Genomic DNA, 20,837 nt, shown 5'->3' with positions numbered 1-20,837 from the left:
TTTTCTATTTATTCAAATTCAAAAAACGGGTAAAAGGAGACGAAGCTTCGGCTTCTGTTCTCACCGGCGCCAGTTTAGCCTCATAGGCCATACGCCCGGCCTCCACAGCCAATTTGAAAGCACGTGCCATCTTCACCGGATCCTGTGCTGCAGCAATAGCAGTATTGACCAGTACTGCATCGGCACCCATTTCCATCGCTTCGGCCGCATGAGAGGGAGCACCGATACCGGCATCGACAACGACCGGCACATGACTCTGTTCGATAATAATGCGAAGTAATTCGCGAGTTTGCAACCCCCGGTTGCTGCCGATAGGCGCACCCAATGGCATCACTGTAGCCGCCCCCGCATCCTCCAGCCGATGGCAGAGTACGGGATCGGCCTGTATATAGGGTAAGACGATGAACCCGCGCTTAACCAGTTCCTCGGTCGCTTTCAGCGTTTCGACAGGATCGGGCAAGAGATAGCGCGGATCGGGATGAATTTCCAGTTTCAACCAGTTCGTACCCAAAGCTTCACGCGCCATCTCAGCTGCAAGCACAGCCTCTTTGGCCGACCTCACTCCGGAAGTATTGGGCAATAAGGTTATATGCGGTTTCTGCAGAGGTTTGATCAGGTCGTCGGATGTACCTTGCCCGGCCTCCACACGCTTCATGGCCACCGTTACCATTTCCGAACCGGAAGCTTCGGCAGCCTCGGCCATCAACCGGGCGGAGGCAAACTTTCCGGTTCCTACGAACAGGCGTGAATTGAACGTCTTATCCGCAATTTGTAATGCTTTCATTTTCTTCTTCTTTAATACAAATGCTCCTGCATCAAGATTTTTGCTGCAAAAGCATATCTCTTTCAAATAAAACTTTTCATTCTTCTTATCATATCGCCACTTACGGCTACGCCCTGCACACCTGCATCCATGAGCAAGGATTCATCGGCATCGGTAATACCGCCAATGGCAAAAACAGGAATACGAAAGTTTTCGGCAATCATCGTATTCATGAGTTTACGATAACCTTCAAGTCCCAGAACGGTAGAAAGATTTTCCTTGGTGGCAGTATAACGATAAGGCCCTACCCCAAGGTAATCGGCTCCATCGGCAATGGCTCTGCAAACCTGTTCCCGGGTATTGCAGGTACGCCCGATAATCTTATCGGCGCCGAATAATTCTCTCGCCTCTCTCGTGCTCATATCCGTCTGCCCCAAATGAACGCCGTCGGCATCGGACTGACGGGCTATCTGCACACGATCATTAACGATAAAAAGCACACCGTATCTACGGCAAATCTCTATCGCTCGAAAGGCCGTTTCCAACATTTCGCGGTCGGAAGCCCGTTTCATCCTGAGCTGCACGCACTGCACCCCCATACGACAGGCAGCTTCTACCTGCTCTAAAAGAGAGGGAGCACCGGGAGAAGCATGGGTGATAAACATTCGTTTCACTGCACTGAGCGAAGGTTTAATGCCGGCATACAAAGACGGGGCATCCAACAATCCGAGAGCGGAGCGCATCATGCGACTCACATAAAGCTGTGCTTTACCGGCTGCCGTGTAAATATCCGCTCCTTTGGCCAACCACGAAGCCACCGCCGTGCTGTGGGCACAACCGGTACCATGTTTTTCCCAACCGGCACGAAGAACGGTATAAGGCACTACATCATGGGGCATGATAAGCATATCGGTTACATTGTCGCCTTCGGTATGACCGCCCTTCAGGATAATGGCCATACGGTAGCGTGCAGCCTCTCCGACCAGTTGCTCAGGTGAGGTATGCCCATTGAACAATCGCTCGGCCTCAGGTAAATTGGGAGTGACCACATCGACCGATGCCAATATTTCGGGCAGAAGGGCAAAATCGGAGTGAAAACAGCATCCCGTACTGCTGCGAATAATGGGATCCCAGACAATTCGTACACCGGGGAACAGCTCTTGCACAAGATCCATAATCTTACGCAAAGACCAATAGCTCTCCACCAACCCGATCTTAACAACCGAAGGCCGGGCTGTACCGGCAATGGATTCGAGTTGGAGCCTGATTTCCCCATCGGTCATCCATCGCGTGCCGGCATAGTGTCTCTCATCCTGATAGGTGACAGCCGTAGCTACGGGACAGGCACGCACACCCAACTGCATGGCAGTACGCACATCCGCCGTAATGCCGGCTCCGCCACTCGGGTCGAGCCCTCCGATACAGAGTATCTGCGGCATAGACAGTTCCCGCCAGCGTAAAACAGCTTGTTCTACCCCCTGCCAAACATAACCCAAGACGGCAGCTCCGGAAAATCCGAGCGTTTTGCATTTGAGAAGCGTTCGCGGAGTGATACCGCCCAAAGCATACACCGGGGTAGCGATCTTCGGAAGTTCTTCCCGAAGCTTTTCCTCATCGAAAGCGGCTGTGTAACCGGGCTTGGACAGACTGTCGAACACGGGACTGAGAAATAAATAGTCCGCAGAAAACGGAAAAGCCTTTATATCGGCAAGGCTGTGGCAGGAAGCAGAAAGTGAACATCCTGCAGGCAATTTGGGAACTTCGGTTATACCTTTCCATATACGCTCGGGAAGATGCAAACCGCCCAGCCCATACTCTGCGACCGGTTCGACATGCCCATGTATTACCAGTCGCTTACGGTAACGCGGATCGAGTCCTTTAATCAGCCGGACGATATTCTCCACCGGTTCATCCGGTTTGCGCAAATGTACACGCTCGCAACCGGCAGCAAACAGCTCGTTCAACAATGCGGCTTCATCGGGTTGAATCGCCGGGGCGGTTATCAGGATAAGGGGTGTCATGATTATGCTTCGCAAGATGCAGCCATCTCTTTTTGAATTTTCTTTCTAAAGGACTTATTGGCACGCATGGAGCAGAAATGCTCGCCGCACATGGAACAGAAATGTGCTTCCTTATGGCCTTCATCGGGCAGAGTCTGATCATGAAATGCCAGTGCTTTTTCCGGATCGAGAGCAAGGTGGAACTGGTCTTTCCATCTGAATTCAAACCGTGCCTTGCTCATCATATAGTCGCGAAAGTAAGCTGCGGGATGGCCTTTTGCCAAGTCTGCGGCATGAGCTGCCAGCTTGTAGGTAATCACCCCTTCGCGCACATCCTCCCGGTTGGGCAGACCAAGATGCTCTTTCCGGGTCACATAGCAGAGCATGGCCGTACCCATCCAGCCGATCATGGCAGCGCCGATAGCACTGGTGATATGATCGTATCCGGGTGCTACATCCGTTACCAGCGGACCTAAAGTATAGAACGGAGCTCCGTTACACCATGCCAGCTGTTCATCCATATTAGCTCTGATTTTGTGCATGGGCACGTGTCCCGGACCCTCGATGAAACACTGTACGTGATATTTCGCGGCCAGTTCGGTCAGCTCACCCAGAGTATGCAGTTCGGCAAACTGCGCCTCGTCGTTGGCATCGTGAATACAGCCGGGGCGAAGTCCGTCGCCTAAAGAAATACCCACATCGTAACGGGCGCAGATTTGGCAAATCTCTTCAAAGTTTTCATAAATAAAACTCTCACGCTTGAACATCGTGCACCAATTGGCAATAATGGAACCGCCACGAGATACAATACCCGTAACCCTGTTGAGTGTCAGAGGTACATGATGCCAACGCAATCCGGCATGAATGGTAAAATAGTCAACCCCCTGTTCAGCCTGTTCGATCAATGTATCGCGAAACAGCTCCCAAGTCAGTTTAGAAGTATTGCCCTGCACTTTTTCGAGTGTCTGGTACAAAGGCACCGTACCGATGGGTACAGGGGAGTTGCGTACAATCCACTCTCGTGTTTCATGAATATGCTTGCCCGTAGAGAGATCCATCACCGTATCCGCCCCCCAACGCATAGCCCACACGGCTTTATCCACCTCCTCGCCGATACTGCTCGTTGTGGGCGAATTACCTATGTTTGCATTGATTTTCACGAGAAAGTTGCGGCCGATAATCATCGGTTCGCACTCGGGGTGATTGATATTGGCGGGTATGACGGCACGGCCTGCGGCTATTTCATCACGGACGAATTCGGGAGTTATGTAACGGGGGATATTTGCCCCGAGAGGTTCGCCTGCCATGGCTTCATACTTCGTTTGTATCCGGTCGATAAGTTGATTTTCACGAATAGCCACATACTCCATTTCCGGAGTAACGATGCCCTGCTCGGCGTAGTAACGCTGAGTTACGAAATGCCCCTCTTTGGCTACACGCGGATTGGTGCAAACATGGGAGTAACGGAGTTCATCCAGAGAGGTATCGGCCAACCGCCGGCGTCCGTATTCGGAACTCAGGCTATCCAGACGAACGGTATCGGCACGCTCCTCAATCCACTGCTCGCGGATATGAGGTAAACCGGCATCCAGATCCACCGAATAACCGGGGTCGGTATAAGGGCCGCTGGTATCATAGACTACCACAGGTTCGTTACACTCGATTTCGCCATCATCCAAACGGGTATTCGACAGATTAATCCGTCGCATGGGCACACGAATATCAGGCCGTGACCCGGTGACGTAAATCTTTTCACCGCCGGGAATGGGTCCGGAAGTTACATTAAACTGTTTTTTCATCATATATAATATCTTGATTGTTTATACACTTGATTTTTGAGACGCGGACAATCAGGCTACCCTCCGTAAGTTGCTTCGATAACGACCACATCGGCACCTTCGGTTAGGATCAATTCGCCCCAAAGATCCCGTTTGATAAGATTTCCATTTACGGCAACGGCTATGCGCTTATGGAGCAACGATTGTTCGGTTAGCAATTTTTCCAAGCTCATCCCTGCGGAACAGTTCAGCGGTGTATCATTAAAAGAAACGGTCATAAAGCTTTTGTATAAGGTTATGAAACAAAAGCCAAAAGCAACATTTCCGGAAAAGGGAATCTCCTCCGGCAAAAAGATTAAAAAAGGATCAATCGGGAAAAATAGAATAGGTTAACAGCGCATCGCTGTATAACTGTGACTCTTCTGCTCCCCACGCCGGTATTATCCGGATCAGGTCCTTAGGGTATAATCTCAGCCTTTTGTCGATTGGCACCCCCGAGTAGTTAGCTCCCAGCGACACAAATATAATTAAAGTTTGATACTAATAAAAGCCTTTGCACTCACTCGGTTATAAGGCATCGTACAATTTATTCGAATTCTCTGCCTGATGCCTGAAAATTCTTAGCGCTACGGATTTTCAACGAAGTTAACTTGGATTTTTTTTCTTTGCCTGAAGAATTTTTATCCATCAGGCAAAGAATTTTTCAGTACACGTCAGTGCTTCACGAAATTTTGTCTGGAATTCATTTTGTCTACCACTACTTGGAAAAGGGATTTTAATATCAACAATATTAAAACCTTTATCATGCAAATATAAAAATGCAGCATCGTAAACCGTAGCTTTAATCAAAATGATATTGGTCTGCTTATCAACGACATCGTTTATTCTCTTAACCAAGGAAGGAAGTTGTTCAGACAAGTCATTATTAAGAAATTTTATCGGCAGTTCCGAAAGGTCAAGCAAATAAAATCCATCTGTTTTCAACTTGCACAAGATTAATTCTTTCATATGGCTGCATCTTCCACTTGAAAGAAATTTTTCTTTTTGATCCGGATAAAGTGCTTCCACAATCGCTAAAAACAAATAATCATGCTTACGAACATCTTCATAATAGAAAAAACGCTCAATATTATCAGGTGGAGCTTCAGCTATTAACAAATACTCAATTTTATCAGGTTTATATTTCAGTCTTGCGTCTTCAAGTTTTCTTTTGAGATCATTAATGTCATTTTTCATAGAAACATTTTGTTTTTGTAAAATGGCATTTGTTTTATTATCTGATTGAGGAACTATTGGATTGATATTGCTTGAATGAGGAATTATCCAATGTGAACCTTTACCTGCAGATTGAAAAGCATGAGAAAATACCCCCTTTTTTAACAACTTCCGAAGCGGTTCACCTGGTCTGCTTTTACTATTCCGAAGAATTCCTTTTTCTGCAAGTATAGCATTTGCTTCTACAGGGTTAGTGCTCTGTTTCCCCGTTTCCGTTAAGTGTTGGTCTAAAACTCTATTTATTCCTGATATTTCTTCTTGTGTCATATTGTTATGGTATACTCATTTGTATTGTGTTTTTCCTATTCATGTGTTATTATACTAAACACAAATTTAGGTCTTTTCTACCGGATTATTCTATTGAAATTAACATAATATAGTTAATCCTTACAAACCTCTTGGGGAAGACTCGAAAAACAAGTAAAACAAAAAGCTCTCTCCGGAGCATGGAGAAAGCTTTTTTATCATTAATACAATGCCGTTTAAGGAATATCAATATTCATAATCTACACAAGCACGACTAACCTTATAAGGTGCTATCAACTCCTTGACTATTGACACATGAGAAGGATGCCCGGCATAAACGCCAAGCGCATCCATATCTTCCACATCGGCAATGAGCATAAAATCGTAATTTTCTGCGGGATTGACATTAAACTTCACTTGCATACCCTTCAGGGCATCGATTTCCTGCGTCAGAGCCTCCAGGCGTTTCTTAATCTCGGTCAAATGGGCTTTTTTATTGCCGGGCATGGTGTCGTCGAGACCGAATAGAACAATATGTTTAATCATTACGTTAAGTTTATAATCTTGATTATAATGAATTGACTGTCTCATCATCAATGATGGAATCTTTATACCCAAGGAAGTAGAGGATACCGTCGATACCTACATTACTCAAGGTCTGTTTGGCATTTTGTTTAACCTTACTCTTGGCATGGAAAGCAATACCCAAGCCGGCAAGAGAAAGCATCGGGAGGTCATTGGCCCCGTCGCCCACGGCAACGGTTTGCATCAAATGGACACCTTCGACCTGTGCAATCAAACGCAACAGTTCGGCCTTACGTTTCCCATCGACAATATCGCCGACATATCTGCCGGTGAGCTTGCCGTCTTCCACTTCCAGCTCATTGGCATAGACATAGTCGATACCGAACTTATTCTTCAGGTAATTGCCAAAGAACATAAATCCTCCACTCAAGATGGCAATCTTGAAACCGACCAGTTTAAGCGTCTTCATCAGACGCTCCAAGCCTTCGGTAAGCGGCAGACGCTCGGCTATTTCCTGCATAACGCTTACATCCAGCCCCTTAAGCAGGGCTACACGCTCCTTGAAACTTTCATTGAAATCGATTTCTCCGCGCATGGCACGCTCGGTAATCTCTCTTACCTTGTCACCCACGCCGGCACACTCAGCCAGTTCGTCGATTACTTCTGTCTGAATGAGTGTAGAGTCCATATCGAAACAAATCAGGCGTCTGGTGCGTCTGTACATGCTTTCGCGCTGGAAGGAGACATCCATGCTATGAGCCTGTGAAAGTCTTACGAACTCAGCCTGTAAGGCTTCCACATCGTGCGGAGTACCGCGCATGGAAAACTCCACACTGGCCATCGGCGTTTTAGAGGCTTCGACATTGAGCGAGATACGGCCGGTAAGACGTTTGATATCGTCTATATTCAGCCCCTGCTCCGCACTGGCACGTGCAATACCGGCAATCATCTCTGCTGTGATCTTGCGCGCCACAATGGTAATGATATAGCGATTCTTGCCCTGCATGCCGACCCAATCCATATACTCCTCTCCGGTAATAGGCTTAAAGCGAATGGTAACCCCCAGCTCATAGCTCTTGAAAAGCAAGTCTTTCAATATATTACCGGACTGCTCTTCGGTGGTCAGAAAAAGAATGCCCAAAGCCAGATTATTATGAATATCGCTTTGACCGATGTCCAGAATATATGCCTGATGGTTTGCAAGAATCTGCGTAAGCTGAGCCGTCACCCCCGGTTTGTCTTCACCGTAGATATTCGCAAGGATTATCTTGCTGTTGTCACTCGTGATAAAATCTCTGTTCGACATATATGATAAGATTGTTATTAATGTTTTCTTTTTAGAATTCGGCATTGTTCGGCGTACGCGGGAAAGGAATCACATCACGGATATTGCTCATACCGGTAACGAAAAGCAACAGACGCTCGAAGCCCAAACCGAAGCCGGAGTGTGGAGCAGTACCGTAACGACGCGAATCCAGATACCACCAAATATCCTTCTCGGGTACTCCCATCTCACTGGCACGCTTAACAAGTTTATCATAATTCCATTCACGCTCGGAGCCACCGATGATTTCTCCGATTTTCGGGAACAGAACATCCATACCGCGAACAGTCTTGTCGTCGTCATTGATCTTCATATAGAAGCTCTTGATCTCTTTCGGATAGTCGGTCATGATAACGGGTCGTTTGAAATATTCTTCCACAAGATAACGTTCGTGCTCGCTGGCCAAATCGGCACCCCAATAAACCGGAAATTCGAATTTGCGTCCCTGCTTAATGGCGTCCTCCAATACCTGAATACCTTCCGTATAGGTCAGACGCTTAAACGGCTTATCGAGGACAAAACGCAAACGGTCTATCAGCTCCTTATCAAAATGCTCGCTCAGAAAACTGATATCATCCATACAGTGATCCAATGCCCATTGAACGCAAAACTTGATGAAGTCTTCGGCCAAGTCCATATTCTCTTCAATCTCAAGGAATGCGACTTCCGGCTCGATCATCCAGAACTCCGCGAGGTGACGGGGAGTATTGGAGTTTTCGGCTCTAAAAGTAGGACCGAAAGTATAAATAGCGCCCAGGGCCATCGCCGCCATTTCGCCCTCGAGCTGGCCGGAGACGGTGAGGGCCGTATGTTTACCGAAGAAATCTTCGGAATAATCGACATTGCCGTCCTTATCTTTGGGCACCTTATTCAAGTCCAAAGTAGTCACCTGAAACATTTGTCCGGCACCCTCACAATCGCTGCCGGTAATAAGAGGAGAGTTGAAGTAGACAAATCCATGCTCGTGGAAATAGGTATGGATGGCAATGGCCATATTGTGTCTGATACGGAAGATGGCACCGAATGTATTGGTTCTGGGACGAAGGTGAGCAATCTCACGCAGAAACTCCAGACTGTGTCCTTTCTTCTGCAACGGATAAGTTTGCGGATCTGCCGTTCCATAAATTTCGATGCTCTCGGCCTTTACCTCCACACTCTGCCCCGAACCTTGCGATTCCACCAGTTTACCGATAACATTCAGACATGCCCCGGTAGTGATTCTGGTCATTTCTTCACTCGGCAACAAATCAGGATCTGCCACTACCTGCACGTTATGTATGGTAGAACCGTCATTCAAAGCAATGAACGTTACGGCTTTATTACCGCGACGGGTGCGAACCCATCCTTTTATGTTAACCTTTTCTCCAAGCAGCTCTCCCTTGAGGAGATCAATGATTTTAGTCCTTTTCATCTCGTATGTTATTTCATCAGATAGATATTAATCAAATGCACCCATTCGGAGGTTATTAACCTCCTGTTCATTGAGATAACGCCATTTACCGCGCGGCAGATTTTTCTTGGTCAATCCGGCAAAGTAAACACGATCCAGCTTGATCACATGATACCCCAAATGTTCGAAGATACGGCGCACAATACGATTACGCCCGGAGTGAATCTCGATGCCGACCTGCTTATCGTCGTCATCCTTCACATAGCTGATGGCATCGGCGTGGATTTCTCCGTCTTCCAGCTCAATGCCTTCGGCTATCCGTTGCATATCCTCTACGGGAATACCTTTATCCAGCCAAACGTGATAGATCTTCTTCTTCATGAAAGACGGATGAGTGAGTTTGGCAGCCAGATCGCCATCATTGGTCACCAGCAAAACACCGGTGGTATTGCGGTCTAAACGCCCTACGGGATAGATACGCTCAGGACAGGCATTGCGTACAATATCCATTACCGTGGTACGGCATTCGGGATCATCCGAAGTGGTTACACAGTTTCTGGGTTTATTAAGCAGAACGTATACTTTGCTTTCTATCTTAACAGGATTTCCATTATAAATCACTTCATCCTGACGGGTAACACGTGAGCCCAACTCAGTTACCACCTCACCGTTAACCGTTACAAGTCCTTTTTGAATAAGTTCATCGGCTTCTCGACGTGAACAAACCCCGGCATTTGCAAGAAATTTATTCAAACGTATTTCTTCACTGGGATCCGTAACCACTTCCTGATATTTTACAGGCTGTATAGGCTGGCGAGGTCTGGGATTCTTTTTGAAGCCGCTGCCCGGTCTGTTGAAACGTTTGTTTTGCTGAGGAGCATGCTGGCCATAAGGTCTGTTATATCCACCGCCGCGCTGCATACCTCCTCTGTTTCCATAATCTCGCTGTCCGCCTTCGGGGTTACGCATTCCATCATTGCGTCTCGGTTCATAAGGACGCTGCATGCCATAACCGCCGCGTTGAGGGCTATAACCGCGTTGCTGGTTATCATAACCGCCACGCTGAGGACTGTATCCTCCACCGCGAGGGTTGTCATACCCGCCACGCTGAGGACCATAGCCGCGTTGCTGGTTATCATAACCGCTACGCTGGGGACCGTATCCTCCACCGCGAGGGTTGTCATACCCACCACGCTGCTGACCATAGCCGCGTTGTTGGTTATAACCGTGTTGAGATCTGTAGTTATTTCTATTATTATAATCGGGTCTGCCTCCTGCATAATTGTCATGGCCGTACTCTCTTCTTTCAGCCATGGGAGCACCGTATGCGTCAGAAGCGACATCTCCTTCGGATGAATCGTAGCCATAATTACTTTGTTGGCGATATTGCTCTCTTACGGCATTCTCATAGCGCTCTTTGCGCTGCTCATAACCTTCGGTCGTATTCGATCTGAACGGACGGTCTTCCCGATCATATCGGTCGTCAAAATAATTGTCGGGACCGAAGTTTTTAGAATAGGCACCCTGCGGTCTTTCCACTCCATCATGGGTAAACTCTCTTCTGGGACGTGGATTGTTTTGATGGGGATTATTTCCAAAAGGCGATTCTTTACGGGAATAAAAACGCCCGCCGGTTCCGAAAGCCGGCTCCGCAGCCACTCTGATGCGTCTGCGTTTATGCCCCGGCTGAGCATTATTCTCATTCATTTCCACTTCATTTCCACTTGCACCGGCCACCGGCATCAACTTGCGACCGGATTTAACTGATTGGTCTGTTTCGGGGGTTGTTTCTCTGCCTTCGTTTTGGCTAAGATTATTCAAAAAATTTTCTTCGTTTGTCATATTTTTCTTTGCGATCACATTGTTAAACTAATTGCGGCCTCTCGGTCGCCAACTTTTTTCTCTTTCAATTTTTAATTCTGTCCTGGTTTTTTGGTAAGTTGGTAAGTAAATAAACAAAGGTTCTATATCCTAATCGATAAATCCAAGGAAAACCTAAATCATTTTATGGCACGAGTTACATGTATCATAGCCCTAAGCGCCCACAAAATATCAAAAATACTTGGGAATTACAATAACTATCCGGTTGCAAATTTAAGAATTTATCTTAAGAAGATAAACAGGCTATTCACAAATCAAGACCGAAAATACAAAAAGATTTATTTATAAAAATAAAAAGGCGGACTTTTGCAAGCCCGCCCTTAGGTTATGGTCTCAATCTATTAACTAATAATAAAAAGAATTAAGCATTTACTTTAGCCATGTGAGCAATCAAATCCAATACTTTGTTTGAGTAACCGATTTCATTGTCATACCAAGAAACCACTTTAACAAAAGTATCGGTAAGGGCAATACCTGCTTCCGCATCGAAAATAGAAGTACGCTTGTCTCCAAGAAAATCGCTGCTTACAACAGCGTCTTCCGTATAACCCAGAATACCTTTCAGTTCACCCTCAGAAGCTTTCTTCATGGCAGCGCAGATTTCCTCATATTTGGCCGGTCTTTCCAGATTAACCGTCAGGTCTACCACAGATACATCCAAGGTAGGAACGCGCATAGACATACCGGTCAATTTACCGTTCAGTTCGGGGATAACTTTGCCTACAGCTTTGGCAGCACCGGTTGAAGAAGGAATAATGTTGCCGGAAGCGGCACGACCCCCACGCCAGTCTTTGGCAGAAGGACCGTCCACGGTTTTCTGAGTAGCCGTAATCGAGTGCACAGTACTCATCAATCCGTCTTTCACACCCCAATTATCATTCAACACTTTGGCTATGGGCGCCAGACAGTTGGTCGTACAAGAAGCATTAGAAACAATGCGAACGCCCTTTTCATATTTATCCAGATTCACACCGCAAACAAACATCGGAGTATCATCCTTTGAAGGAGCAGACATGACTACGTATTTAGCACCGGCATCCAGGTGACCCTGAGATTTCTCTTTGGTCAAAAACAAACCGGTAGATTCCACCACATATTCGGCACCGATTTCGTTCCACTTCAGATCTGCCGGATTGCGCTCTGCTGAAATACGGATTCTGTTTCCGTTAACGATCAGAGTATTGCCTTCAACCTCGATAGTACCTTTGAACTGGCCATGCATCGTATCATACCTCAACATGTATGCCAAATACTCGGGCTCCAACAAGTCGTTAATACCTACAATTTGAATGTCGTCACGCTCTTGTGCGGCACGGAAAACAAAACGGCCGATGCGTCCGAAGCCGTTGATACCAACTTTAATCATTTTTCTACTTTTTATTTTACATTATACCATGTTATGGCTTTTCATAAAAACGAGACACGATGCCATAAACTTGAGACGTTTTAGCATCATCGAAATCGTTACTCACAAATTTAATGAAGTTAATTCAATCAACAATAAATTACCCCATTCAATCTTGCCAACCGAACAGCACGCTAAAGTTTCTAATTAAATCACACTTATTAGTAAAAAACTTTAAAACAAGTCTTTTCAAATGAATGCAGTACCTTCGTACTACATTCTATCCTCTCATAGAATAGATTATATTGAGCATACAAACATGGAAGAAGTAAGAATAGATAAATGGATGTGGGCGGTGAGAATATTCAAAACCCGCTCTATTGCCACTGATGCCTGCAAAAAAAACAGAATTGAAATAAACAACCAACCGGCCAAACCTTCCAGAACCATCAAAGTCGGAGATATTATTTCCGTTCGGAAACCTCCTATAACCTATCAATTCAGAGTGCTCAAACTGGCACAAAACAGAATGGGGGCCAAGCTGGTGCCCGAACATATGGAAAACATTACCCCATCCGATCAATATGAAATATTGGAGATGCAAAAGATTTCCGGTTTCATCGACCGGGCAAAAGGATTAGGCAGACCAACCAAAAAGGATCGTCGGGAATTGGAACAGTTCAGCGAAGAGATACCTTCCGGCATGGACTTCTTCGACTGGGATGAAGATTGGGATTAAGGGCAACCGGTACGGGAAACCCTTTCCGCCCGGCAGTATGACGTAAGAAAACAGCCCGAATAGATTTGCAGGTCTATTCGGGCTGTTTATTTCTCGCACACTCCTTTTCTTACTTGGCATAGGCCACAGAACGAGTTTCACGAATCACCGTGATCTTAACCTGACCCGGATAGGTCATTTCATCCTGAATGCGTTTTGCAATTTCCGTACTGAGTGTAGAAATGGAAGCATCATCCGAATGTTCAGCTCCCACAATCACACGTAATTCGCGTCCGGCCTGAATAGCATAAGTTTTAATCACGCCGGGATAAGAAAGAGCCAGTTGTTCCAAATCGTTAAGACGCTTGATATAAGCCTCTACGATCTCCCGGCGCGCTCCGGGGCGGGCTCCGCTGATAGCATCGCAAACCTGCACAATAGGAGCAATCAGAGAAGTCATCTCCACCTCATCATGGTGAGCTCCTACGGCATTGCAGATATCGGGTTTCTCCTTGAATTTTTCACATAAACGCATACCAAGCAAAGCGTGCGGCAATTCCGGTTCATCATCGGGCACTTTGCCGATATCGTGCAACAAGCCGGCACGTTTGGCTTTCTTCGGATTAAGCCCCAATTCGGAAGCCATTATTGCGCAAAGATTTGCCGTTTCACGCGAGTGTTGAAGAAGATTTTGCCCATAGGAAGAACGGTATTTCATCTTTCCGATCATCCGAATAAGTTCGGGGTGCATACCATGAATACCCAAATCGATAACTGTACGTTTTCCGGTTTCCACCACTTCCTCTTCGACCTGTTTACGCACTTTAGCCACGACTTCTTCGATACGGGCAGGGTGAATACGCCCATCCTGCACCAGTTGATGCAAAGCCAAGCGGGCTATTTCACGTCTCACCGGGTCAAAACCGCTTAATACGATTGCCTCCGGCGTATCATCCACAATAATTTCCACACCGGTAGCAGCTTCCAAGGCGCGAATATTACGTCCTTCACGGCCAATGATACGTCCTTTTATCTCATCGCTCTCTATATGGAATACCGTAACAGAGTTTTCGATAGCCGTTTCGGTGGCAACACGCTGAATCGATTGGATTACGATACGCTTAGCCTCCTTATTGGCTGTCATCTTGGCCTCCTCCATAATTTCGTTCACATAGGCCTGAGCCTGATCTTTCGCCTCGGCACGAAGTCCGTCCACAAGACGCTCTTTAGCTTCATCGGCAGACAAGCCGGAGAGATTCTCCAAATGAGTAATCTGTTTGATTTTGAGTTCTTCCAGCTCTTCCTTTTTCTTATCGATAACACTTAATTGGGCCGTCAGATTCTCCTTAATGGCATCAATCTCCAACGTTCTTTTTGCAATTTCATCCTGACGTTGCTTCAAATTAAACTCTCTATTCTTGAGTTTAGCCTCCATCTGTTTGAGTTTGGCGCTGCGCTGAGCCACCTGTTGCTCCAGTTCACCTTTAAGCTGTATAAATTTTTCTTTAACCTCCAGCAACTTCTTTTGCTTCAGCACTTCCGATTCCCGTCTGGCATCATCTAAAATCGCCTTACGCTTCTGAATTAGCAAGCGGTTATCTAAGAACCACATCAACCCCATGCCGACGGCAAACGCCACAGCCAGGAGTACTATGGTAAAAAATAGGTTCATATATTTTTTTGTTTTTAACTATTAAAATTCACACCTAATAACATAAGGGCTAAACCAACAGGTTTCTCCCCAATAAAATATATACACGACAAATAAAAGGAACTTGAAAAAGAATAGAAGACAAGAATAACCAAAGACTACTTTTGCAGAAGAATCAAAAACAACAGATTATCGACTCGGCAACTCAATATCGATTAGACAACAGAAAATCTTCGATTGTCCTGTTTAATACTGTAATCTTATCATGCACCGGTTGGCTGTCGGCCTTTTTTGCACTCTTCAAATAATAATAAGCAGCATCTACCGCAGACATCAACAAGTAACAACCGGCAGGCAACAACTTACTATTTGGGTATTTGGTTTTGTATCCCTGAATTCGTTCATTGACATACGTACCGGCCTGCCGAAAGGTTTGCTCTTCCTCTCTCGGCACATAAAGCGTTAAATGATTAGCGTCGATAATCAAATTAATACGCTGCCTGTCTGTCAACATCGATTGATCCAACGGATATTTATTCTGTTTTAATCAGTGATATACACCTATCTACTTCTTTTATAAGCTCGTCTATACGACTTTTTGCATACTTGACGCCGTTTTCATCGCCGGCTAAAGCTCCTGCAACAAGCAGCATTTCATTTCTCGTCTCAGCAGCAGTTCTCTGTTTCATACTGATGCGGAGCTGTTCCTCACAGTCGGCTAAACGCTGTCGAAGCAAGTCATTGTCTTTCCTCAAAGTACTTGCTAAACCGATCAACTTTTGGATATTTTCCTCCAGTCTTATCAGGTTTAATCGTTCCTGATCCGTCATATAATACCTTACTTTATACAAATGTAACCAAATTGTTTGATTCTAAGGCCTTTCCGACTGTCATCGACCCAAAAACCTTCTCCGACTCTCGCAACAACGTAAAAAGCCCCGCGAACAACAGTCCTTCTTTTTCAGGCATAACAAAAGCACAAAAAATCCATAATACAGAAATAAAAGCACGCCATTTTTAATAATACACTTTTTAGATTACCTTTATTAATAAACAAAAGGATAAAATCATGCAAATCAGACAAAAACAAACATTCTCAAGAGACCCTTTTCTCTATCAAAAAATAAAAAGCAACATTATTTTTATCGGGTTATCCCTGTTTATCCTGGTCTCTTGCGCCAGTGTGCCGAAAGCGTCCGTCGACATGTCCATTCAACTGGAACAACAGTTATATGCACTCAAACGGGCAAACGCCGAAATCATCGAAAATATATACAAAGAGAAAGAAAACAATGTTATCGATTTCCTTGACAATATTTGGTATCCGCAATTTTTAGAAAACTGGTTTGAAACGCCTGCGGTTATTGCCGTTTGGGATGAGGCGGTAAAGACGAACAACATACAAAACCGGATGAAGATACTGACTGCTTTAACTAAAGTCGGAATGAAAAAATATCAATCACAGAAAGCCATATTGATTAAACCGATTTTAGAAGAAAAAGAAGCGACATTAAAATCTTTCAACGACGAATACGATATGGCTATCAAAATGAATACGATCTTGATGAAGAATCTCATATCGAACAATGAACTGCAAAAACAATACAACGACTATCTGGGCAAAGTCATTTCTCCTCAAAAACTCGATTCCATCGTACAGCAATCTCTCAAAAAAATAGACAACCGGTTAAATCAAATTCAAAGCGAACTGGACAAAGCAGAAGCTGTTGAAGAAAAAGTAAAAGACATCATCAACATAATAAAAGAATAGAATCATGAAAATCAATATCGAAGATTTAGAGAAAGCGGCGGAAGAAGCCGCTCTTCTCGCTGATATTCAAACAGCAGAAGAAAAAGCGAAAGCCATGGGAAAATCATTTTTCCCGGATATTATCAAGAAACTCAAAAGATCGGGAGCGGATAAAGCCCTTATTGCAGAACTGGAGAAAGAAATCAGCAAATCGACAGACAAAAATACAACCCTGTTGAATTTTTATCAAAAGTGCAATAATACGGCAAACGCCATACTGAAACTGGTCAAAAAAGCAGTTAAATAAAAGAAAAATAAGAGATCAAAAGAATTTGATGGAAATACAAATTCCTTAACCTCAAACCGGCACTAAAATTTACTTTTACAGAATGTTTTTCGGTGATGGGGAGTCAATCCGAAAATCTCTACAGCGGCACGATGTTCTTCCGTGGGATACCCTTTATTTGAAACCCAATTATAAGCGGGGTAATCTGCGGCAAGTTTTTTCATGTAATCATCACGACAGGTCTTGGCCAATACACTGGCCGCAGCTATCGGGGCATAAAGAGCATCGCCATGCACCAAACATACATGAGGGATTTTCGGGTGGGCATCAAAACGATTGCCATCGATCAGCAATCGTTCGGGCATAACGGACAGATTGTCCACCGCCCGGTGCATCGCCAGAAATGAGGCATGCAAAATATTCACTTCATCTATTTCGGCAGCCGTGGCACTCGCCACAGACCATGCCACAGCATGCTCCTGTATATACGGACGAAGCATATAACGCTGTTTCTCCGTGAGCTTCTTGGAATCATTCAACAGAGGATGATAAAAATCCGAAGGCAGTATGACAGCAGCAGCAAAAACGGGTCCTGCCAAACAGCCGCGTCCGGCTTCATCACAGCCGCATTCCGACAACCCATCACCGGCAAACAGGTTCTTAAGTTTCCCCCTTTCTTCGCTCATCTTCCTATGAAAACATACCGACCACTCTCTTCAACGCATCCATAAATATATCCACCTCTTCTGCCGTATTATACAAGCCGAAAGAGATACGCGCGGTAGAGGTAAGCCCATAGCTGTCCAACAGAGGCTCTGCACAATGATGTCCCGTGCGAATGGCGATACCCAACCGGTCTAACAGCATACCTAAATCATAAGGATGAATGCGATCGACAACAAAGGAAATGACTCCGGCTTTTCTCTCGGAAGTACCGATAATACGAAGCCCGGGGATCTCTTCCAACATTCGGGATGTAGCATATTGAAGCAATTCGTGTTCATGGGCTGCAATCTTTTTCACACCTATGGATCCGACAAAATCCAAAGCTCTGGCCATGGCTACGCTGCCGACATAATCCGGGGTGCCGGCTTCGAACTTGAACGGCAACTCATTATAGGTCGTTTCCTGAAACGTAACCTTTTTAATCATTTCCCCTCCTCCCTGATAAGGAGGCATTTTATCCAAAAGCTCCCGTTTGCCGTATAAAACGCCGATGCCGTTAGGACCATAAATTTTATGAGCGCTGAAAGCATAAAAATCGGCATCCAGTTCGCGTACATCCACCGGTGTATGGGCAATCGCCTGAGCTCCGTCCAGAAGCACGGGCACTCCTCGTTCATGAGCCGATTCGATCATTTCCTTAACCGGATTGACCGTACCTAACACATTGCTCACATGAGAAACGGCAACAAACACCGTCTTATCATTCAACAGGCTGCGGTAATGCTCCATATCGATTTCACCGCATTCATTCAACCGCACTATCCGCAACACTGCCCCTCGCTCTTTGGCAATCATTTGCCAGGGTACGATATTGGAATGGTGCTCCATCGTACTGATAATAATCTCGCCGCCCGGTTGAAAGAATGTACGCCCATAAGACGAAGCCACCAGATTGATACTATCGGTGGTGCCACGAGTAAAGATAACGGACTCCTCTTCCGGAGCGTGAATAAAACCGGCTACGGTCTTACGTGCCTGCTCATGCCTTTCCGTAGCCAACTGGCTCAAATAGTGCACACCTCTATGCACGTTGGCATTGGCCTCTCCGTAAACCCGGGCAATAGCGTCGATAACACACTCCGGCTTCTGTGTTGTGGCGGCATTATCCAAATAAACCAAAGGTTTTTGATGAATTGCAATATCTAATATAGGGAATTGCTTTCTCAGCTCTTGTACATTATATTCCATAACAAAATAGAATTGAATGTTGCAAAGATAACATTATCTAACGGCAGTTATTATCCGTATTCCGGTATATCCAACGCAACACTGCGGTAAATTCAAGATAAAACGTTAAATAAGCATAGTATCGTACAAAGGAGGAACCGGCTTACCTGCAAACAGACTGTGACAGTTTCTGTGCATATCCTTACATCGAATACTCATCAACTTGGGGCGGCTACCATACTCTTCGATTTTCAATATTCATCATCTTCCTAACAAAAGGAAAACCCGCATAACGGTCTGTGCTATGCGGGTTTTTCTTATAATACAGGAGATATGCCTAAAAAGGCTGTATTGCCATATTAGAAGTTCGAAGCTCCGGCAGCAGCACCGGCATTGGTATCCCACCAAAGCATCGTACCGCCGTTATCGGCTCCCTTAAGCATCTTAACAGCCTTTTCCACTTCCGCTTTATTATCGCGATACTCATCTTTAGAGAAAGGCAAACGGCGAATCATTATTTTAGAGTCGATCGTACCGGCACTGTTGTTTACCAAAATCGGGAACAAACGAGGATAACCGGTACGGCGGAATTCACTCCATGCTTCACGACCATTGGGGAACATTGCAATCCACTTCTGAGTAATGATTTTCTCCAATTTAACTTCTTTATTATCTGCCTCATTCCATTTAACGGTTACTTTGGAAACGGCCTCGCTGTCATGTTCCTTATTGGCAGGATCGTCATAAGCTTTAGGCTTGCTCGTTCCGTCTTTCAGATAATCGGCCACACCTGCAACGCCCAGAGAAGAGAACGAAGCCTCCACACCCTGCTCATAAAGTTTTTCAGCCGAACCCATACCGGCCCAACCGCGCAAAGCCCCTTCCGCACGAAGGAAACAGATCTCTGCAACAGACATCAAAACGATATCATTACTGTTTACTTTAGATACACTAAAGCGTTTTTCTGCCAGATTAGAGTAGTTCTTACGCGTATCCTTATTCACCATATTGGTACCCTGACGAATACCCTGATAATGCTTCGGACCATGTTTTTTTACAACTTCTTCATCGGTAGCATAGTCAAAGTAACTGCTGATACGCGGGTCTTTAAGTCCGACCATAATCGACTCCATATCAGCACTCATACGGGCATCGTCATAAGCATAAGCCAATATATTCAAAGGATTCTTCATGGTGAGCGTGGGCATAATCATATCCTTTTCCAGGAAACCGGCGGGGTCTTTCACTGCCTTTTCTCCCTGTTCTTTGGCCAATGCGGGATCGACTTTGGACAAACGGATAGCAATACGCAAGCGAAGAGAGTTGGCCAGCTTAAGCCACTGATCATAGTCTCCACCGAAAATCAAATCGTATTCGGCCAACAAACGGGCAGCTTTGCGTTCGCTTTTCTGGAAATCTCTGATATACTTTTGTGCATCATCGATTTCTTTCAGGAAAGTTTTATAAACCTCCTCCTGTGAGTCGTATTTGGAAGAAACGCCCCCTTTACCGTAATCGGAATAAATAATCGGACCGTAGATATCGGTAGACTGCTGCATACCCTGCACCTTAAGCAGCAGAGATACCGCATACACTTCCAGAAATTCGTTCTTATCCAGAGTCATCTCCCTGATCTTGGTCCAGGGTTTCATCAAACCGTTATTGTATGCACCAAAGCTATAAGAGTTCCAACCCTCCATCATGAAATAAGTAATATTATTCTTATCTCCTGCAAACGGAGTAGGAGGAGTCATATAACCGGAATATACGTCTGAAGAGAGGTTCTGCATAATCTGGAAATCCCAGTCTTTATTCTCACGATTGAAATATATAGACTTCTGCATTTGTGGTATAAAGCCGCCCAACTCAAGAACATACGGTTTCTTATGCTCCGGGGTCACGCCATAAGGATTGGTATTCATCTCATCGAAGCCATCGGTACAGCCGGAGAGAATACCCATGAATGCTGCTACAGCAAACACTGCGATATAGAATTGTTTTTTCATCGTTTC

Annotated in this window: 19 protein-coding genes and 1 riboswitch; of the genes, 3 read left to right on the top strand and 16 right to left on the bottom strand. The window is 45.4% G+C overall.

Going from position 1 to position 20,837, the window contains the following annotated elements; all coding sequences use genetic code 11:
- Positions 1 to 4 precede the first annotated feature (4 nt).
- From A3GI_RS0101980 to gap, 10 genes are all read right to left on the bottom strand, one after another.
- A complete protein-coding gene (locus tag A3GI_RS0101980; protein ID WP_025079322.1) occupies positions 5 to 784 on the bottom strand; it encodes a thiazole synthase in 780 nt (259 codons plus the stop codon).
- A 62-nt stretch (positions 785 to 846) separates the two neighbouring features.
- Complete coding sequence (gene thiE, locus A3GI_RS11315) at positions 847 to 2,784, bottom strand: thiamine phosphate synthase (RefSeq protein ID WP_018359805.1); 1,938 nt, start codon at positions 2,782 to 2,784, stop codon at positions 847 to 849.
- 2 nt (positions 2,785 to 2,786) lie between these two features.
- Positions 2,787 to 4,565, bottom strand: a complete 1,779-nt coding sequence (gene thiC / locus A3GI_RS0101970; RefSeq protein ID WP_018359804.1) for a phosphomethylpyrimidine synthase ThiC — start codon at positions 4,563 to 4,565, stop codon at positions 2,787 to 2,789.
- A 53-nt stretch (positions 4,566 to 4,618) separates the two neighbouring features.
- On the bottom strand, positions 4,619 to 4,819 hold the full coding sequence (thiS, locus tag A3GI_RS0101965; RefSeq protein WP_018359803.1) for a sulfur carrier protein ThiS: 201 nt from the start codon (positions 4,817 to 4,819) through the stop codon (positions 4,619 to 4,621).
- A gap of 130 nt (positions 4,820 to 4,949) precedes the next feature.
- A riboswitch (TPP riboswitch) is annotated at positions 4,950 to 5,047 on the bottom strand.
- Positions 5,048 to 5,228: 181 nt separating this feature from the next.
- Positions 5,229 to 6,083: a hypothetical protein gene (locus tag A3GI_RS11090; RefSeq protein WP_018359800.1), complete on the bottom strand. Its 855-nt coding sequence runs from the start codon at positions 6,081 to 6,083 to the stop codon at positions 5,229 to 5,231.
- 225 nt (positions 6,084 to 6,308) lie between these two features.
- Positions 6,309 to 6,608, bottom strand: coding sequence for a Dabb family protein (locus A3GI_RS0101950; RefSeq protein ID WP_025079324.1), 300 nt, complete (start codon positions 6,606 to 6,608; stop codon positions 6,309 to 6,311).
- Between the two features lie 22 nt (positions 6,609 to 6,630).
- A complete protein-coding gene (gene serB, locus A3GI_RS0101945; RefSeq protein WP_018359798.1) occupies positions 6,631 to 7,893 on the bottom strand; it encodes a phosphoserine phosphatase SerB in 1,263 nt (420 codons plus the stop codon).
- Positions 7,894 to 7,924: 31 nt separating this feature from the next.
- Positions 7,925 to 9,322: an asparagine--tRNA ligase gene (asnS, locus tag A3GI_RS0101940; RefSeq protein WP_018359797.1), complete on the bottom strand. Its 1,398-nt coding sequence runs from the start codon at positions 9,320 to 9,322 to the stop codon at positions 7,925 to 7,927.
- A gap of 27 nt (positions 9,323 to 9,349) precedes the next feature.
- Complete coding sequence (locus A3GI_RS10265; RefSeq protein WP_238319935.1) at positions 9,350 to 10,615, bottom strand: pseudouridine synthase; 1,266 nt, start codon at positions 10,613 to 10,615, stop codon at positions 9,350 to 9,352.
- Between the two features lie 928 nt (positions 10,616 to 11,543).
- Positions 11,544 to 12,548, bottom strand: a complete 1,005-nt coding sequence (gap, locus tag A3GI_RS0101930) for a type I glyceraldehyde-3-phosphate dehydrogenase (protein ID WP_018359795.1) — start codon at positions 12,546 to 12,548, stop codon at positions 11,544 to 11,546.
- Positions 12,549 to 12,846: 298 nt separating this feature from the next.
- On the opposite strand from gap, the gene A3GI_RS0101925 reads away from it, so the two are divergent.
- Positions 12,847 to 13,266 (top strand): RNA-binding S4 domain-containing protein, encoded by a 420-nt coding sequence (locus tag A3GI_RS0101925; RefSeq protein WP_018359794.1) that lies wholly within the window; start codon positions 12,847 to 12,849, stop codon positions 13,264 to 13,266.
- Positions 13,267 to 13,375: 109 nt separating this feature from the next.
- On the opposite strand, the gene rny is transcribed toward A3GI_RS0101925, so the two are convergent.
- The 3 genes from rny to A3GI_RS0101910 all read right to left on the bottom strand — a co-directional run bounded on the left by rny (position 13,376) and on the right by A3GI_RS0101910 (position 15,726).
- Positions 13,376 to 14,917, bottom strand: a complete 1,542-nt coding sequence (gene rny, locus A3GI_RS0101920; protein ID WP_018359793.1) for a ribonuclease Y — start codon at positions 14,915 to 14,917, stop codon at positions 13,376 to 13,378.
- A gap of 184 nt (positions 14,918 to 15,101) precedes the next feature.
- On the bottom strand, positions 15,102 to 15,410 hold the full coding sequence (locus A3GI_RS0101915) for a cell division protein ZapA (protein WP_018359792.1): 309 nt from the start codon (positions 15,408 to 15,410) through the stop codon (positions 15,102 to 15,104).
- A 19-nt stretch (positions 15,411 to 15,429) separates the two neighbouring features.
- Positions 15,430 to 15,726 (bottom strand): hypothetical protein, encoded by a 297-nt coding sequence (locus A3GI_RS0101910; RefSeq protein ID WP_018359791.1) that lies wholly within the window; start codon positions 15,724 to 15,726, stop codon positions 15,430 to 15,432.
- 239 nt (positions 15,727 to 15,965) lie between these two features.
- Here A3GI_RS0101910 and A3GI_RS0101900 point away from each other — a divergent pair, with 239 nt between their 5' ends.
- Together A3GI_RS0101900 and A3GI_RS0101895 are read left to right on the top strand one after the other, a co-directional pair.
- The gene (locus A3GI_RS0101900) at positions 15,966 to 16,667 is read left to right on the top strand and encodes a hypothetical protein (RefSeq protein WP_018359790.1); all 702 of its coding nucleotides are present in this window, start codon (positions 15,966 to 15,968) and stop codon (positions 16,665 to 16,667) included.
- 4 nt (positions 16,668 to 16,671) lie between these two features.
- Positions 16,672 to 16,953 (top strand): hypothetical protein, encoded by a 282-nt coding sequence (locus A3GI_RS0101895; RefSeq protein ID WP_018359789.1) that lies wholly within the window; start codon positions 16,672 to 16,674, stop codon positions 16,951 to 16,953.
- Positions 16,954 to 17,015: 62 nt separating this feature from the next.
- Here the strand turns inward: A3GI_RS0101895 and A3GI_RS0101890 are convergent, their stop codons facing one another.
- The 3 genes from A3GI_RS0101890 to A3GI_RS0101880 form a co-directional block, all read right to left on the bottom strand.
- Positions 17,016 to 17,618, bottom strand: a complete 603-nt coding sequence (locus A3GI_RS0101890; protein ID WP_018359788.1) for a ribonuclease HII — start codon at positions 17,616 to 17,618, stop codon at positions 17,016 to 17,018.
- Positions 17,619 to 17,622: 4 nt separating this feature from the next.
- Positions 17,623 to 18,846, bottom strand: a complete 1,224-nt coding sequence (locus A3GI_RS0101885) for an aminotransferase class V-fold PLP-dependent enzyme (protein ID WP_018359787.1) — start codon at positions 18,844 to 18,846, stop codon at positions 17,623 to 17,625.
- A gap of 338 nt (positions 18,847 to 19,184) precedes the next feature.
- Entirely contained in the window at positions 19,185 to 20,831 is a 1,647-nt protein-coding gene (locus A3GI_RS0101880; protein ID WP_018359786.1) for a RagB/SusD family nutrient uptake outer membrane protein, read from the bottom strand.
- Positions 20,832 to 20,837: the final 6 nt, after the last annotated feature.

The organism is Porphyromonas macacae DSM 20710 = JCM 13914 (genome assembly GCF_000379945.1).
GTDB classification, from domain to species: domain Bacteria; phylum Bacteroidota; class Bacteroidia; order Bacteroidales; family Porphyromonadaceae; genus Porphyromonas; species Porphyromonas macacae.
This window is presented reverse-complemented; position numbering and strand designations above follow the sequence as displayed.

Excerpts from the sequence above, each read along its gene's own strand:
- A3GI_RS0101900 (WP_018359790.1), top strand. The coding sequence starts at position 15,966 with ATGCAAATCAGACAAAAACAAACATTCTCAAGAGACCCTTTTCTCTAT.
- A3GI_RS0101890 (WP_018359788.1), bottom strand. The coding sequence starts at position 17,618 with ATGAGCGAAGAAAGGGGGAAACTTAAGAACCTGTTTGCCGGTGATGGG.
- gap (WP_018359795.1), bottom strand. The coding sequence starts at position 12,548 with ATGATTAAAGTTGGTATCAACGGCTTCGGACGCATCGGCCGTTTTGTT.
- A3GI_RS0101895 (WP_018359789.1), top strand. The coding sequence starts at position 16,672 with ATGAAAATCAATATCGAAGATTTAGAGAAAGCGGCGGAAGAAGCCGCT.
- A3GI_RS0101880 (WP_018359786.1), bottom strand. The coding sequence starts at position 20,831 with ATGAAAAAACAATTCTATATCGCAGTGTTTGCTGTAGCAGCATTCATG.
- serB (WP_018359798.1), bottom strand. The coding sequence starts at position 7,893 with ATGTCGAACAGAGATTTTATCACGAGTGACAACAGCAAGATAATCCTT.
- thiE (WP_018359805.1), bottom strand. The coding sequence starts at position 2,784 with ATGACACCCCTTATCCTGATAACCGCCCCGGCGATTCAACCCGATGAA.
- A3GI_RS0101915 (WP_018359792.1), bottom strand. The coding sequence starts at position 15,410 with ATGTTGACAGACAGGCAGCGTATTAATTTGATTATCGACGCTAATCAT.
- A3GI_RS0101885 (WP_018359787.1), bottom strand. The coding sequence starts at position 18,846 with ATGGAATATAATGTACAAGAGCTGAGAAAGCAATTCCCTATATTAGAT.
- rny (WP_018359793.1), bottom strand. The coding sequence starts at position 14,917 with ATGAACCTATTTTTTACCATAGTACTCCTGGCTGTGGCGTTTGCCGTC.
- A3GI_RS11090 (WP_018359800.1), bottom strand. The coding sequence starts at position 6,083 with ATGACACAAGAAGAAATATCAGGAATAAATAGAGTTTTAGACCAACAC.
- A3GI_RS0101925 (WP_018359794.1), top strand. The coding sequence starts at position 12,847 with ATGGAAGAAGTAAGAATAGATAAATGGATGTGGGCGGTGAGAATATTC.
- thiS (WP_018359803.1), bottom strand. The coding sequence starts at position 4,819 with ATGACCGTTTCTTTTAATGATACACCGCTGAACTGTTCCGCAGGGATG.
- asnS (WP_018359797.1), bottom strand. The coding sequence starts at position 9,322 with ATGAAAAGGACTAAAATCATTGATCTCCTCAAGGGAGAGCTGCTTGGA.
- A3GI_RS0101980 (WP_025079322.1), bottom strand. The coding sequence starts at position 784 with ATGAAAGCATTACAAATTGCGGATAAGACGTTCAATTCACGCCTGTTC.
- A3GI_RS0101910 (WP_018359791.1), bottom strand. The coding sequence starts at position 15,726 with ATGACGGATCAGGAACGATTAAACCTGATAAGACTGGAGGAAAATATC.
- A3GI_RS10265 (WP_238319935.1), bottom strand. The coding sequence starts at position 10,615 with ATGGCTGAAAGAAGAGAGTACGGCCATGACAATTATGCAGGAGGCAGA.
- A3GI_RS0101950 (WP_025079324.1), bottom strand. The coding sequence starts at position 6,608 with ATGATTAAACATATTGTTCTATTCGGTCTCGACGACACCATGCCCGGC.
- thiC (WP_018359804.1), bottom strand. The coding sequence starts at position 4,565 with ATGATGAAAAAACAGTTTAATGTAACTTCCGGACCCATTCCCGGCGGT.